12 protein-coding genes and 2 tRNA genes are annotated in these 14664 nt (G+C 63.4%); 9 read left to right on the forward strand and 5 right to left on the reverse strand.

Going from position 1 to position 14664, the window contains the following annotated elements; all coding sequences use genetic code 11:
• Window positions 1-6: 6 nt before the first annotated feature.
• On the reverse strand, window positions 7-1404 hold the full coding sequence (locus RFM52_RS05030; protein WP_320295423.1) for an MmgE/PrpD family protein: 1398 nt from the start codon (window positions 1402-1404) through the stop codon (window positions 7-9).
• A gap of 293 nt (window positions 1405-1697) precedes the next feature.
• On the opposite strand from RFM52_RS05030, the gene RFM52_RS05035 reads away from it, so the two are divergent.
• From RFM52_RS05035 to RFM52_RS05050, 4 genes are all read left to right on the forward strand, one after another.
• Complete coding sequence (locus tag RFM52_RS05035; protein WP_320295424.1) at window positions 1698-2591, forward strand: LysR substrate-binding domain-containing protein; 894 nt, start codon at window positions 1698-1700, stop codon at window positions 2589-2591.
• A 176-nt stretch (window positions 2592-2767) separates the two neighbouring features.
• Window positions 2768-4423, forward strand: a complete 1656-nt coding sequence (locus tag RFM52_RS05040; RefSeq protein WP_320295425.1) for an ABC transporter substrate-binding protein — start codon at window positions 2768-2770, stop codon at window positions 4421-4423.
• 148 nt (window positions 4424-4571) lie between these two features.
• On the forward strand, window positions 4572-6989 hold the full coding sequence (locus RFM52_RS05045) for a GcvT family protein (RefSeq protein ID WP_320295426.1): 2418 nt from the start codon (window positions 4572-4574) through the stop codon (window positions 6987-6989).
• Between the two features lie 75 nt (window positions 6990-7064).
• Window positions 7065-7967 (forward strand): SMP-30/gluconolactonase/LRE family protein, encoded by a 903-nt coding sequence (locus RFM52_RS05050; RefSeq protein ID WP_320295427.1) that lies wholly within the window; start codon window positions 7065-7067, stop codon window positions 7965-7967.
• Between the two features lie 26 nt (window positions 7968-7993).
• On the opposite strand, the gene RFM52_RS05055 is transcribed toward RFM52_RS05050, so the two are convergent.
• The 3 genes from RFM52_RS05055 to RFM52_RS05065 all read right to left on the reverse strand — a co-directional run bounded on the left by RFM52_RS05055 (window position 7994) and on the right by RFM52_RS05065 (window position 10483).
• A complete protein-coding gene (locus tag RFM52_RS05055; RefSeq protein WP_320295428.1) occupies window positions 7994-8911 on the reverse strand; it encodes an allantoinase PuuE in 918 nt (305 codons plus the stop codon).
• Window positions 8912-8933: 22 nt separating this feature from the next.
• Entirely contained in the window at window positions 8934-10010 is a 1077-nt protein-coding gene (locus RFM52_RS05060) for a pyridoxal phosphate-dependent aminotransferase (RefSeq protein WP_320295429.1), read from the reverse strand.
• Window positions 10011-10192: 182 nt separating this feature from the next.
• The gene (locus RFM52_RS05065) at window positions 10193-10483 is read right to left on the reverse strand and encodes a helix-turn-helix domain-containing protein (RefSeq protein WP_320295563.1); all 291 of its coding nucleotides are present in this window, start codon (window positions 10481-10483) and stop codon (window positions 10193-10195) included.
• A 680-nt stretch (window positions 10484-11163) separates the two neighbouring features.
• Here RFM52_RS05065 and RFM52_RS05070 point away from each other — a divergent pair.
• Window positions 11164-11427 carry a hypothetical protein gene (locus RFM52_RS05070; protein WP_430699245.1) on the forward strand — a complete coding sequence of 88 codons (264 nt, stop codon included), beginning with the start codon at window positions 11164-11166 and terminating at the stop codon, window positions 11425-11427.
• Window positions 11428-11552: 125 nt separating this feature from the next.
• Here the strand turns inward: RFM52_RS05070 and RFM52_RS05075 are convergent.
• Window positions 11553-11627, reverse strand: a tRNA-Asn gene (locus tag RFM52_RS05075).
• Between the two features lie 206 nt (window positions 11628-11833).
• Here RFM52_RS05075 and RFM52_RS05080 point away from each other — a divergent pair.
• The 4 genes from RFM52_RS05080 to RFM52_RS05095 all read left to right on the forward strand — a co-directional run bounded on the left by RFM52_RS05080 (window position 11834) and on the right by RFM52_RS05095 (window position 14661).
• The gene (locus RFM52_RS05080) at window positions 11834-12094 is read left to right on the forward strand and encodes a hypothetical protein (protein ID WP_320295430.1); all 261 of its coding nucleotides are present in this window, start codon (window positions 11834-11836) and stop codon (window positions 12092-12094) included.
• Window positions 12095-12258: 164 nt separating this feature from the next.
• Window positions 12259-12332, forward strand: a tRNA-Cys gene (locus RFM52_RS05085).
• 87 nt (window positions 12333-12419) lie between these two features.
• On the forward strand, window positions 12420-13094 hold the full coding sequence (locus RFM52_RS05090) for a protein-L-isoaspartate O-methyltransferase family protein (protein WP_320295431.1): 675 nt from the start codon (window positions 12420-12422) through the stop codon (window positions 13092-13094).
• A 184-nt stretch (window positions 13095-13278) separates the two neighbouring features.
• Window positions 13279-14661, forward strand: a complete 1383-nt coding sequence (locus RFM52_RS05095) for a TolC family outer membrane protein (RefSeq protein ID WP_320295432.1) — start codon at window positions 13279-13281, stop codon at window positions 14659-14661.
• Window positions 14662-14664: the final 3 nt, after the last annotated feature.

Consider the following 14664-nt stretch of genomic DNA (forward strand, 5'->3'; position numbering starts at 1 on the left):
GCGCGCTCAGCTCAACGTCTTGGGAGGATCGTAGAGCAGCGCCGAGAGATCGGAGAAGCGGCTGTCGCGGTCGTCCAGCGAGAGCACCGCGTCGCGGATCGCCGTGGCGCGGTCGGAGCCGAGCACCGGCGCGGCGAATTCCATGTATTTGGCCTCGACGTCCTGCACCGTCATCGGCGCTTCCGGGCCGCCGCGCGCATGCACGTCGCCCGACATCAGCACGCGTCCATCATTGGTCGTGATGACGACGTCGGCCCAGCGGCCGGCCGGGAAGCGGGCGCTGTGGCGCTCAGTCTCGGTCACGATGATGCGGGTGAGCATGTCGGCGACCGCGGCGTCGGCGAGGCCGGCGCCGGAAATATGCTCCAACCCGATGCGTCCATGAAGGATGAAGGTCGCGACGGCGAAGCGCAGGCTGTACTGCGCCTTCGAGGTCGTGTCCGGCATGCCGTCGAACAGCGTGGCGGCATAGTGGAAGCTGTTGATCTGGACATGGGCGATGTCGGAGGAGGTCAGATTGTGCGCCAGGCAAAGTCCGCGCACCGCGTCGATCGCCGCATGCGCCCAGCGGCAGATCGGGTAAGGCTTCACATACTGATGCAATGATTGCCAGAAGACGCCGAGATCCTGCCAATACGCCGCGACGTCCGGCGCCTCGACCGTGATCGCCGGCGCGCCGGTGAAGCCGCGTTCGGCGAGCACCGCGGCGGAGAGGCCGATGAGAGCACCGGGGCCGGAGCCGTCATGCAGCATCGTCGGCGTGGCGATCTCGCGCATCATCTGGCTGCGCGGGCCGTGATACTCGGCAATGCCGAGCGCCTCGCGCAATTGCGTTTCGTCGAGCCGACGCAGGCGTGCCGCCACCGCCGCTACGCCCAAGGCATTCCAGGCGCCCGAGGTATGGTAGTCGCTCACTGTCGCATGCAAGGCGATGCCGGCCCGGCCAGCGACTTCGTAGCCGATCACCAGGGACGCCAGCGCTTCCGGCCCGGTAAGGTCGGGCCTCGCCTCGGCGAGCGCGGCAAGCGCCGGCACGACCGCGACGCCGATATGGCCCTTGGTCGGGCTGTAGCCGTCATGGCCGTCGAGATTGTCGGTCTGCGTGGCGACGGCATAGGCCGCGCCGGCGATGCTGGCGCGGCGTCCGTCGAACAGCATGCGGGCCGAGTATTGCGGGTCGTTCGAGCCATAGAGAAGCACGGCGGTGTCGCGGGCAATCCGGCCTGCTTCCATCGGTCCGGCCGCAATGGCGATGCCGAGCGTGTCGAGAAGGAGGTAACGCGCCTGTTCCAGCACCGGCTGGGGGAAGACGGAGGCGGGACGCCGCAGCACGAAATCGGCAAGGCGCGCGAACGTATCGGAACTGACGACAGGCCCCTCACGCCGGTATGACGGCACAGCCACGCGCTTATCTCCCCTGTCTCTCCACAACATCAATAAATTGGGTTCATCGCGCAGGCACGCGATTAGTTTGGCGGCTTTGGCCAAAAATATTGATGCCATGTCGCTCGTCTGCGATTGAATGGCCGGTCGCCCGTGCGATAGCTATGGCGATTGCTAGTGCGGTCCACCGTTTCACGGAAACGGCGAACCGCACTATCGCTTTGTTTTGATGCAATTCCGGACGGAAGGCTACGGCGAAGTCGCCGAGCCTAACCGCTCACACTTTTCCTGGAATTGCTCTTTAGGAGACCGGGATGAAGCCGCCACCCCCCTTGAACTATATCCGCTCGTTCGAGAGCTCGGCCCGCCATTTGAGCTTCACCACGGCGGCCAAGGAGCTTGGCTACACGCAGGCGGCGGTCAGCACGCATGTGCGCGCGCTCGAACATTATATTGGCCGGCAGCTCTTCATCCGCTATCCGCGCAGCCTGAAGCTGACCGAGATGGGGGAGGCGTTCCTGCCGACCTTGCGCCAGGCGCTCGACCAGATCGACCAGGCGACCGAAGCGATCGTTGCTTCCTCGCGCAACCGCACTGTGGTGGTTTCATGTCCGATGAGCCTTGCGGAAAACTGGCTGGCCGGCTGCATGGCGGCCTTCCGCAAGAAGCACCCCGAGATCGAGATCGTGCTGCACGGCACGATCTGGGAAGACTTGAGCGAGCAGATCGCCGACATCACTATCTCGACGCGGCGCTTCGACGACAGGCCGCCTTCGGCGACCCCGCTCTGGAACGACGAACTGGTCCTGCTTTGCGCTCCCGGTCTGCTCGAGGGCGGACATGCGCTGAAGACGCCGCAGGACATGCTCAAGGTGGACTGGATCTTCGTGCATGGCCGCCAGGAATACTGGCAGGTGGTGACCGATGCGCTTGGCGTCGACATGGAGGATCACGACAAGGGTCTTTCGACCAACGCCTCCAACATCGCGCTCGAGCTCGCCGCGATGGGAGCCGGCCTCGTCGCCACGCAGCGTTCGCTTGCGCATGCCTATATGCGCCGCGGATTGCTTGTCGAGCCGTTTCCGGTCCGGCCGCCAAGCCCCTGGAATTACTATCTGACCGAGAGTCAGCTCTCGAAAGGGAACATCGCCCGCACGGTCAGGGAATGGATATTGTCCAGGGCCAGGGAAGACGCCGCGCGACCTTAGCCCTATTTTCGCCCTCAAAAATTTGACGGGCCAATGGCGTCGTTTTTTTAGGCCTCAACGGCCGGGTTTCTGCGGTTTGTGGCCGTTCGAGCCCTTCCGGGATTTTTGCATCGACCCTAACATGCGTGCCGCAAGGGGAATGCAACGGGCAAAAAGCCCTGAACCGGAGAACAACGATGACAATGTTCAAGAGCAACGGTGACCGCGTCCCGGCGGTCATCGAAAGCTATGCAGCCGAAGTCAAAAAGGGCGGGATGGACCGCCGCGAATTCCTGGCCATGGCAAGCGTGATGGGCGCTTCCACGGCGCTCGCCTACTCGATGGCAGGGATCGAGCCGGCCAAGGCCGCGGCGATCGTGCCCGGCAAGAAGGGCGGCATCCTGAAGATGCAGATGATCATCAAGGACATGAAGGATCCGCGCTCCTGGGACTGGTCGGAAATCGCCAATGTGATGCGCCAGTGCAACGACTACATGATCCGCTACACCACCGACTTCACTTTCGAAGGCCATCTGGTCGAGAGCTGGGAGGTGAGCGACGACGCCACCGAATACACGCTGCATCTGCGCAAGGGCGTGAAATGGTCGAACGGCGACGACTTCAACGCCGACGACATCGTCTATAACATCGGGCGCTGGTGCGATAAGGCGGCCGAGGGCAATTCGATGGCCGGTCGCATGAGCTCCCTGATCGATCCCGCCACCAAGCAGGCCGCCGCCGGCTCCATCACCAAGGTGGACGACCACACGGTGAAGCTGAAATGCCGCCAGTCGGACGTCACCATCATCCCGGGCTTTTCCGATTATCCGGCGGTCATCGTCCATCGCGACTTCGACAAGAACGGCGCCGACATGCTCAAGACGCCCGGCACCGGCCCCTATGAGCTGATCTCCTACAAGGTCGGTGAATCGGCTTCAGTCAGGCGGCGCAAGGACTTCGCCTGGTTCGGCGGCGAACCTTATCTCGACGGCGTCGACTGGGTCGACTACGGATCGGACGCCTCCAATCCCGCAATCGGCAGCGCCTTCGAGGCCGGCGAAATCGACTGCAACTACCAGACCGTCGGTGGCACCGTCGACCTCTATGACAGCATGGGCCTGGTCAAGGAGCAGGTGGTCACCGCCGGCACGATCGTGCTGCGCACCAACGTGACCAACAAGCCCTACGACGACAAGCGGGTGCGCAACGCAATCCAGCTCGCGGTCGACAACGAGACGGTGCTGAAGCTCGGCTATAGCGGCCTCGGACAGGTCGCCGAAAACCACCATGTCTGCCCGATCCATCCGGAATATTACGCGCTGCCGAAAGTTCCGCGCGACCTCGCCAAGGCCAAGGCCCTGATGGCCGAAGCAGGCCAGACGGATCACGAGTTCGAGCTCATCTCCTACGACGCGGACTATGTGAAAGATCCGGCCGACGTGGTCGCCGCGCAGATGCGCGACGCCGGATTCAAGGTCAAGCGCACCATCATCCCGGGCTCCTCGTTCTGGAACGACTGGACGAAATATCCGTGGTCGACCACCGACTGGGGCATGCGGCCGCTGGGCGTTCAGGTGCTGGCGATCGCCTATCGCAGCGGCGAGGCGTGGAACGAGTCGGGCTATGCCAATCCAGACTTCGACAAAAAGCTCAACGAGGCGATGGCCATCGCCGATCCCGAGAAGCGCAAGGAGCTGATGAAGGACGTCGAATTCACCCTGCAGGACTCCGGCATTCTCGTTCAGGCGTTCTGGCGATCGCTTTACCGTCATCACGCCGCCTATGTGAAGAACCTTGGCATGCACCAGACATTCGAGCTGCAGTTGGACAAGGTCTGGCTGGACAAGGCCTGAAGCGGTCAATCGCAACAAGTAACTCAGGGGCGCGTGTTGCGCCCCTGAATTCGCCGGCGACTGTGATTGCCCAGTCGGCTAAACCAACTCGCGGAGCGTTTCGAAAGAGCGCGAAACAAGTCGCCGAACAAAGGGAAGAAACCTCGATATGCGTACTCATGCACAAGCCGTTGTCATCGGCGGCGGTCTGATCGGCTGCTCGATCCTCTATCATCTCGCCAAGTTCGGCTGGACGGATGTCGTCCTCCTGGAGCGCAGCGAGCTGACTTCCGGTTCGACTTGGCACGCGGCCGCCAACATCCACGGCCTGCATGATTCCACCAATATCAGCCGCCTGCAGCATTACACGATGGCGCTCTACAAGGAGCTGGAGGCCGAGACCGGCCAGGGCTGCGGCATCTTCCAGCCGGGCTCGCTCTATCTCGCCCAGACGGAGGCGCGCGAGCATCAGCTCAGGCTGCAGGAAGCCAAGGCGCGGCGCTACAAGATGAATTTTTACGAAGTCGGCCGCGACGAAGCCGAGCGGCTGCATCCGCTGGTCGATTTCGGCGGCATACGCTGCATCATGTACGAGCCGGAGGGCGGCAATGTCGATCCGTCGGGCGTGACGGCGGCCTATGCCGCCGGCGCGCGCCAGCGCGGCGCGGAGATCCATCGCTTCACGCCGGTCACGGCGACCGAGGCGCAAGCCGACGGCAGCTGGATCGTGCGCACGCCGAAGGGTGACATCCGCACCCAATGGGTGGTCAACGCCGCCGGCCTGTGGGGCAGGGAGGTCGCCGCCATGGCCGGGCTGCAATTGCCGCTGATCCCGACCGAGCACCAGTATTTCGTCACTGAGACGATCCCCGAAATCGCCGCCATGGGGCGCCGCCTGCCATCGGTCGCCGATCGCGACGGCGAATATTATCTGCGCCAGGAGGGCCTGGGGCTGCTCATCGGCGCTTACGAACGCAACATGAAATTCTGGGCCGAGGACGGCACGCCGATGGATTTCGGCCACGAGCTGTTTCCCGACGATCTCGACCGCATCGAGGAAAACATGATGCGCGCCGTCCAGCGTGTTCCGGCGGCGGCTACCGCCGGCGTCAAGAAGGTGATCAACGGCCCGATGATCTGGTCGCCGGACAGCGCCGTGCTGTTCGGGCCTGTGCCGGAGCTCAGCAACTATTTCTGCTGCAACGGCATCATCCCCGGCTTCTCGCAGTCGGGCGGCATGGGCAAGCTCGCGGCCGAATGGATGATCGAGGGCGAGCCCACGCTCGACATGTTCGGCTGGGACATGGCGCGCTTCGGCCATTGGGCCGGCAAGGCCTTCACCAAGGCCCGCGTGCAGGACCAGTACAGCCACCGTTTCAAGATCCATTTCCCGAACGAAGAGCGCGCCGCCGGGCGCCCGGTGCGCACCCGGCCCGTTTATGAAATGCAGAAGGAGATGGGCGCCGTGTTCGGCCTCAATTTCGGCTGGGAGCATCCGCTGTGGTTCGCGGCGGAAGGCGAGCCGCGCGAGGAGACGATCGGCTTTACGCGCCAGAACTGGTGGACGCCGGTCGGCCGCGAAGCCCGTATGCTGCGCGAGCATGCCGGCATCATCGACATCTCCAACTTCGCCAAATACGAGGTGAAGGGTCCGGGCGCGGAGACCTGGCTGAACGCGGTGTTCGCCAACCGCATGCCGACCAAGGTCGGCAATTCCTGCCTGACGCCGCTGATCGGCAAGCGCGGCGGCATTGCAGGCGACTTCACCGTGACGAGGCTAGCGGAAGACGAGTTCATGGTGATCGGTTCGGGCATGGCCGAGCGCTTCCATCAGCGCTTCTTCAAATCCGTGCCGCTGCCTGCAGGCACGACCTTCCGCTCGCGCACCGAGGATCTCGGCGGCTTCAACGTCGCCGGGCCGAAATCGCGCGAGCTCTTGCAGCGGCTGACCAATGACGACCTGTCGAACGAAGCCTTCCCGTTCATGCGCTCGCGCCTGATCACCGTCGCCGGCGTCGATGTCGTGGCGCTCAGGGTCTCCTTCACAGGCGATCTCGGCTGGGAGCTGCACTGCAAGGCCGCCGACCAGGTCGAGCTCTATGGCGCGCTGCTCAAGGCAGGCGCGGAAGTCGGCGCCGGACCGGTCGGCTCGCGGGCCCTGATGTCGCTGCGGGTCGAGAAGGGCTACGGCAGTTGGAGCCGCGAATATTCGCCGGAATACTGGCCGCAAGAGGTCAAGCTCGACCGGCTGATCAGGACGGACAAGGACTTCCTCAACCGCGAAGCCTATCTCGCCGTCGCCGACAAGCCTGCGCGGGATGAACTCATCATGTTGTCAGTCTCGGCCAAGGATGCCGACGCCACCGGCGGCGAGCCGATCTTCCTGCCGGACGGCACGCCGATCGGCCAGGTGTCGTCGGGCGCCTATGGCTATTTCGTCGATCAGTCGCTGGCGATGGGCTACGTCAAGGCCGGAACCGCCAAGGCCGGCGACAAGGTGACCGTCGCCATACTGGGCAGGCCGCACGACGCCGTCCTGCTCGCGCATCCGCCTTTCGACCCGGAAGGCAAGCGGCTGCGGTCGTAAGCCGCGAACGCCCGGCGACTGGGAGCACGGGATATTCGAAGAGGACTTCAAGCAAATAAACAAAAGGGGAATCGCATGATCAAACGGCATTTGCTGGGCACGATGCTTGCCCTGGCCCTGACGACTGCCGCACAGGCGGCCGACGTCAAGGTCGTCAACGACGACGCGTGGTTCGCCGAAGGTCCGATCTGGTATCAGGACAAGCTTTTCTACGTCGAATACGGTCGCGGCACGGTGACCGTCTGGGACGGCAAGAAGAACGACATTTTTTGGAAGATGGATGGTTGCGGCCCGTCGGCGGTGCTGCCGACGACGGCGGGCGAGTTCCTCGTCACCTGCTACGACAACAACACGATCGGCCGCATCTCGGCCGAGGGCAAAACGCTGCCGCCCTATGACAAGGACACGGACGGCAAGCCGTTCAGCGGGCCGAACGATTTCGCGCCCGACAAGGACGGCGGCGTCTATTTCACCGGCTCCGGCAAGGGCGGCCCGCTGATCGACGCTTCCGCCTATTACATCGGCAGGGACGGCAGCGTTAAGAAGGTCGCCGGCGACCTGCACAATGCCAATGGCCTCGTCATGTCGAATGACGGCAAGATGCTCTATCTGGTCGAGACCGAGGACAACCGGATCATCGAATTCGACGTCGCGTCCGACCACACCTTAAGCAACCGCCGTGTCTTCCTGCGGTTGGACGATCTCTTCCCGAACCAGCCGCATATCTGGCCGGACGGGATCAAGATGGACAAGGCCGGTGAAATGTATATCGGCCAGAGCCCGCGCTCGCTCGACGCGCCAGGCAAGATCATCGTCGTCGACAAGGACGCCAAGCTCTTGCGCACGCTTTCGGTGCCGTCGCCGTCCATGCCGAATTTTGCCTTCGGACCCGACGAAAAGGTGCTCTACGTCATGGCGCTCGACCAGATCGATGCAGCACCTTGGCACGGCAAGGTCTATGAGGTCCCGAACAAGTAAGGGTTCGCCGGCGACCGTCCGGCGGGTTAGCCGCCGAACCGGTCCAGCCAGTGGCGGGCGAGGTCGGAGCGCCGGCAGACCCAGATCTCGGGATTGGCCGTGACCTTGTCGAGGAAGCGCTCCAGCCCGATCATGCGGCCGGGACGCGCCGCCAGCCGGCAATGCAGCGACACCGTCATCATGCGCGGTGTCTTCTGGCCTTCCTTCAAAAGCCAGTCGACGCCGTCGCTGACATATTCGAAGAACTGGCTGCCGGTCTCGAGACCGGAACCGCGCGAAAAACGGCTGTCGTTGTTGTCGAAAGAGTGCGGCACGACAAGGTGCCGCTTGGCGCCGACATCGACGAAATAGGGCAGGTCGTCATTGTAATCGTCGCAGTCGAACAGGAAGCCGCCATGCTCGGCCACCAGCCTCCTCGTGTTGAGGCTTGGCCGGCCGGTGTACCAGCCGAGTGGCTCGATGCCGGTCACCTTGCGCACCGTGTCCACCGTCATGGCGATATGCTGGCGCTCTTCCTCTTCGCTGAGCGGCGCGTAGTCGATCCAGCGCCAGCCATGGCAGACGATGTCGCTGCCGAGTGCTGCGATCGCCTTGCCCGCGGCCGGATTGAGCTCGAGCGCGCGCCCGACGACGTAGAAGGTCGGGGTCACGCCCTTGTCCCGGAACAGCGAGATGAGTCGCCAGACGCCGACGCGCGAACCGTATTCGTAGAGCGATTCCATGTTGCGGTTGCGCAGGCCGGGCACGGCCGGCGACACGGCGAGGTCGGACAGGATCGCTTCGGAAACGCCGTCGCCTTCGCCGATCGAGTATTCGGCGCCTTCCTCGTAGTTGACGACGATGTTGAGCGCGAGTTTCGCGCCGCCGGGCCACTCAGCCTGCGGAGGCCGCTCGCCATAGCCGATGAAATCGCGAGCGGGCAAATAGGGCGTGTGTGACGTCATGAAATCCCCTCGGATGAAGCCCTTACCAGCATTGCCGGCCACGCATGGCGGTCAGCGCGCGCAGCGTGCGGTCCATGACGTCCTGCGGCCCGACGGTTATCCTCAGGCAGTCGGTGAGGCCGTAACCGGAGAGGCCGCGCGCGATGATGTCGGCGCCGCGCAAAGCGCTGTCGGCGGCGGCCGCCTTCTCCGCATTGGCAAAGCGTATCAGCACGAAATTCGTCCGGCTGTCGGGGACCTCGTATCCAGCGGCCCGCAGACCTCGTGCGAAGCGGTCGCGAATGTCGGCGGTGCGCGTCACGGTCGCGCGCATATAGGCCTGGTCCTCGACCGCCGCGACCGCCATGGCGAGGCTGACCGTCGAGACCTGGTTGGAATTCTGCATCTTGCGCACCTCAGCGGTGATCTGGGGCGCGAACAGCCCCCAGCCGATGCGCGCTCCGGCCAGCCCATAAGCCTTGGACAAGGTGCGCAGGACGACGGTGTCGCCGCGCCCGGCAAGCGCAAAGACGGCCTGCGGATCCTGGTCGTCGAATTCGCCATAGGCCTGGTCGATCACCAGGAGGACGTCGCCGGGAAGTGCCGCGCGCAAGCGCAGCAGCTCCGCGTTCTTGATGCAGGTGCCGGTCGGGTTGCCCGGATTGCAGACGAAGACGATGCGCGTCGCCGGCGTCACCGCCGCCAGAATGGCGTCGATCGAGACCTCATAGCCGCGCTCCGCGGCCTTGACATAGGTCGCCCCGGCACGCGCGGCCGCCGAGGCGGCGAAATTATAGGCATAGTCCGTGCCCAGCACTTGCGTGCCCGGGCCTGCAAAGGCCGCGATGGTGCAGGCGATCAGCTCCATCGAGCCCGCGCCGCACAGGACAAGATCGCGCTCGACCCCATAGGTTTTGGCGATCGCATCGCGCAGCAAGGTCCAGTCCGGGTCCGGATAAAGATGGCTGCGCGCCACGGCGTCCCGGCCGGCCTCGATCGCCTTGGGGCTGGGCGGGAAGGCGCTCTCGTTCTGGGCCAGCGTCGGCCGGTCGAAGCCGCCGAAATTCGCCAGCGCGAAAGCGGACATGGCCTCGATATGGGCGGTGGCTTTCAGGGGCACGGCGAAAAGGTCCGGCTATCGGCTTGTCGGCAAATTGTTTCGAGCGGAGGCTAAGGCAGGGCGATCAAGCCGCAAAGCAAAATTCGCCGGCACAATGACTATGGGAATTTGGCCCATGCGGGGGGTGGGCCGCGCGGCTAGCCCGGCTCGCAATCCTGTGTCACCTCGATCAGCGAGCCGGGCTACGTATTTGATAGCCGGCGACGCGAATTTCTGTTGCTGGCGTGACTGCTATTTTTCGGCCTTTCGGACGCGAGAAATACGCTCTCTTCGGCAAAAACAACTCCCGCGCCCTCCAGAGCCCGTCGCACGGCGGCGACATTGACTGGCTTCGGAACCCGAATGCCGTTTTCAAACTCGCTGATGGTCATTTCGCTGAGGTTTGCCTTGGCCGCGAGCCGGACTCTGGACCAGTTTAAGAGAGCTCGTGCAGCTCTCAACTGTTCTCCTGAAAGTTGGTCTCGGCTCTCCATAATGGTGGAACATTCAATGTCCCTAAAATGTTCCGGCTGCCTGCTCAAGATCGTCTACTGCCACGAGTGCCGCGGCGCCGGCCGTGACGACCGGAACTTGCAGTTCACGAACCATGCGATGACGCCGGAGCAGCGCAAGGGTTGGACGCCGTGCCCTTGAGCGAGCGCAAAATGTGTACAGGCTGAGGTTGCAGAGCTAAGCTCGTTTTTTTGGGCGTTATAGGCATGAGAAGGGGCATCGCTTTCTGCCTTTTGATCGTTACCTGGTTCGCAGGAACGGCGACGGCCACCGAAACAATTCAGCGCACTACCGAGGACTGGACACTTGAGGGCCTTACCGGAGGCATCAAGGATCAGTGGCTGGAGATGCCCTTCATTAGGGCATGGGGCTACGCCGAGGCGATCGACCGATATTGCTGCCCTGCAAAATCGTACACCAAAGTTGTCGGCTTCGGCCTGAGGGAGGCGGCTCGCTCAGAGGACAGATTTGGCCCGGAACACTAGCGAGCGCTGAGAAGGATGCAGCGGACCATCTCCTCGCAGCGAAGGTCGCGAACAGGCAGCCGGCTAAATGCGCAGGCCCGGCTGCCACGACCGGGTGAACGGTATAGCAGCCGGGCCGAGGGGCTCGCGAAGAGTTCCGCTCACAGCGCAGCCTTGCTCCAAGAATGATCCCCAGGATGCAGAATAACAATCAGGGCACATCGTCCCTGATTTATTGCGACTTCGGACGTTGGCACACTGCACTGTCACAGTGGTTTCCCTATGCCGGCCTGCCGGACCTCAACGATCCATTCCACGACAAGGCCGTCACCGTCACCACCTGCGGCCGCATCTGCTACAATCGCAGGAAGATCAACCTCAGCCTCGTCTTCGCCGGTCACACCGTTGGCGTCAAACAGGTCGAGGACCATATCTGGCTGACCAAGCTTCATGGACTATGATTTGGGTTATTTCGACGACGAGACATGCAGGCTCGAACCACTCCAAACCCCTTCGGGCCAAAAGTGTTACCCATGTCTCCGGTATAAACCGTGACCTATGTGTCCAGAACAAACCTTGGAATTGTTGGCTCCCCGGGCCGGATTCGAACCAGCGACCAACCGGTTAACAGCCGGTTGCTCTACCACTGAGCTACCGGGGAACGGAGGCTCTGACGTGAGTGGCGCAGCCTATAGCAAACACCTTTCCGCTTTGCAAAGCAGCAATTCGCAATTTTTCTCCAGTTTTTGATGCGGCTATTTGTGCCATCGTTCGGCGCGCCCACATATGAAGGGCTTCACACGGCACGGAACAAAGCGGCCGGTCATCGCCTTGACATGACTTAGGCAGTAGATGGGATTGGTTTGAATGACCGCAGCGGACGATGACAGCGCCCCGGCGCGGAAGATTTCGATCTTCGGCCGCGAATTCACCATGCCGCGCTCGCGCGGCTGGCGAATCGCGATCGGCATGCTGCTTACCCTTGGCGGGCTTCTAGGCTTTCTGCCGATACTCGGCTTCTGGATGATTCCGCTCGGTCTGCTGGTTCTATCCTATGAATTCGCCATGATCCGGCGCCACCGGCGGCGTTTCATCGTCTGGTGGGGACGCCGGCGCCGGCCCGACTGAAAAGCGCGGCGGCTCCGCCGCGGCGATGCCTGAACCAAACGACAACCGATTGGTAATCACCACTTTCGCCGCCCATGCGAAAGCGCCGGGAATGACGCACGGGCGCTTGACGACCTTTGAGCGCCAACATAATGAGTTCGCTCGGAACGCCGGGAGCATTGCGAGGCCTCGTGGCGGAGTGGTTACGCAGAGGACTGCAAATCCTTGCACCCCGGTTCGATTCCGGGCGAGGCCTCCAGATGCTTGGGCTCCAGCGCAACCGCGCCGGAGCGGGGTTCCAGTCGAAGTTTTAGCCGCGCTGGCGCGGAGAGCGGATTGTTGGGACATGAGCGCTGATTTCTCCGAACGCCGCGTGAAGATGGTCGATGGCCAGGTCCGCACCACCGATGTGACCAGCGCGCCCCTCATCGAAGCGATGCTGGCCGTTCCGCGCGAGGCCTTCGTCGGCGCCGGACAGCAGGATCTGGCCTATATCGACGAAGACATCCGCATTTCCGAGGGCGCCAACGGCAGCGGCGCACGCTATCTGATGGAGCCGTCGCCGCTCGCCAAGCTCTTGCAGCTTGCTGAAATCGACGCGGGCGATTCGGTGCTCGATGTCGGCTGCGGCACCGGCTATTCCGCCGCATTGCTGTCCCGGCTCGCGCGCTCCGTCGTCGCGCTGGAAAGCGATCCCGCGCTGGCGGAGGCCGCCAAATCCACGCTTTCCAGCCTTGGCTGCCAAAACGTCACGGTGGTCACCGGGCCGCTGCCGCAAGGGCACGCCGCCAAGGGGCCCTACAACGCCATCTTCATCGGCGGCAGCGTCGAGGAAGTGCCGCCGGCATTGCTCGACCAGCTTGCGGAAGAAGGTCGCCTGGTTGTGGTCGAAGGGCGAGGCAACTCTGGCGTGGCCAGGCTGTTTTTCAAGGCAGGGGGGGTTGTAACCGGAAGAAGGGCCTTTAATGCGGCAATTAAGCCACTACCGGGCTTCGAACGCGTCCACGCTTTCGAATTCTGAGTGATTTTGCCTTGCAGCAAAGGCGCTGTCATGATCGCTTGCGCCTGACAATCGTTGCTGATTGGTTAACCGGGCATCCGGGAGGCCAGTCAGCGGGGGAACGATAAACAACGCGGCGCCGGCCGATCCGTAAGGGTGGGCTGACGTGGCGTGGTTCCCATGCAAAACGAATGAGGGAAATAACGTGCCGCCTCTACGCAAGAGTGTTTTAGTAGCTATCCTTGTTTCCGCCACGGCGCTTTCGCCGCTGGCCGCCTCCGCCGAAACCATTACGGGCGCTCTCGCCAAAGCCTATCAGTACAATTCGCAGCTCAACGCAGCGCGCGCCGGCGTGCGCGTCACCGACGAAGGCGTGGCCATCGCCAAGTCGGGCTGGCGCCCGACCGTCACCGGCTCGGCCAACATCGACTACACCAACACGCATGGTTTTGGCGTCAGCAGGAGACTGACGACGGGCAGCTTCGGCGTGCAGATCAACCAGACGCTGTTCGATGGATTTCAGACCAAGAACAATGTCGCCGCCGCCGAATCGCAGGTGAAGGCCTCGGTCGAAAGCCTGCGCAACACCGAAGAGAACATCCTGTTCAACGCGGCAAGCGCCTATATGGACGTGATTCGCGACCGGCAGGTCGCGGCGCTGACCGCGCAGAACCTGCAATTCCTGACCGAGCAGGCGCGCGCCGCCCGCTCGCGCTTCGAGGTCGGCGAGGGCACCCGCACCGACGTCGCCCAGGCCGATGCCTCGCGCGCGACGGCCGTGGCGCAGTTGAGCGCCGCCCGCGCGACGGCGCTGGCGAGCGCCGCGACCTACCACCAGATCGTCGGCGACGAGCCGGGCAAGCTGAAGGCGGCTTCGCCGCTGGGCAAGCTTCTGCCGGGTAGCGTCGATTCCGCGCTGGCTGTCGCCTCGGCAGAACATCCGGCTATCCTTGCCACGCAGCACCTTGTGGATGCGGCGGCATTCTCGGTGAAATCCTCGGAAGGCGCGCTGCTGCCTCAGCTTTCAGCTTCCGCCGGTATTTCGGACAACTACAGCCACACCGTTCCCGGTTCCCCCAGCAATCCGAACGGCAGCTCGACATCGGCCAATATCGGCGCGACGCTGACCATTCCGATCTATTCGGGCGGGCGGACCTCGGCAGTTGTGCGGCAGAACAAGGAATCGCTCAGCGAGGCGCGCATTCAGGTCGACGTCAGCCGCGACCAGGTGCGCCAGGCCGTGGTCTCGGCCTGGACGCAATATGTCGCCGCGCGCGAAAGCGTGGATGCCAACAGGCAGGTGATCGACGCCGCGCAACTGGCGCTCAACGGCGTCATCGAGGAACGCAATGTCGGCCAGCGCACGACGCTGGACGTCTTGAACGCACAGAACGCGGTCATCACCGCCAAGATCAACCAGGCGAGTTCTGAGCGCGACGTGGTCGTGGCGAGCTACGCCATCCTGTCGGCGATGGGCCGGCTGTCGGTCGATCGACTGGGCCTGCCGGTCACCAAGTACAAGCCGGAAGAGCATTACAACGCCGTCAAGGACAAGTGGATCGGAACGAGCACGCCCGACGGGCGCTGATTC

Origin of the sequence: Mesorhizobium humile, from assembly GCF_033977215.1 — a bacterium.
Taxonomy (GTDB): domain Bacteria; phylum Pseudomonadota; class Alphaproteobacteria; order Rhizobiales; family Rhizobiaceae; genus Mesorhizobium; species Mesorhizobium humile.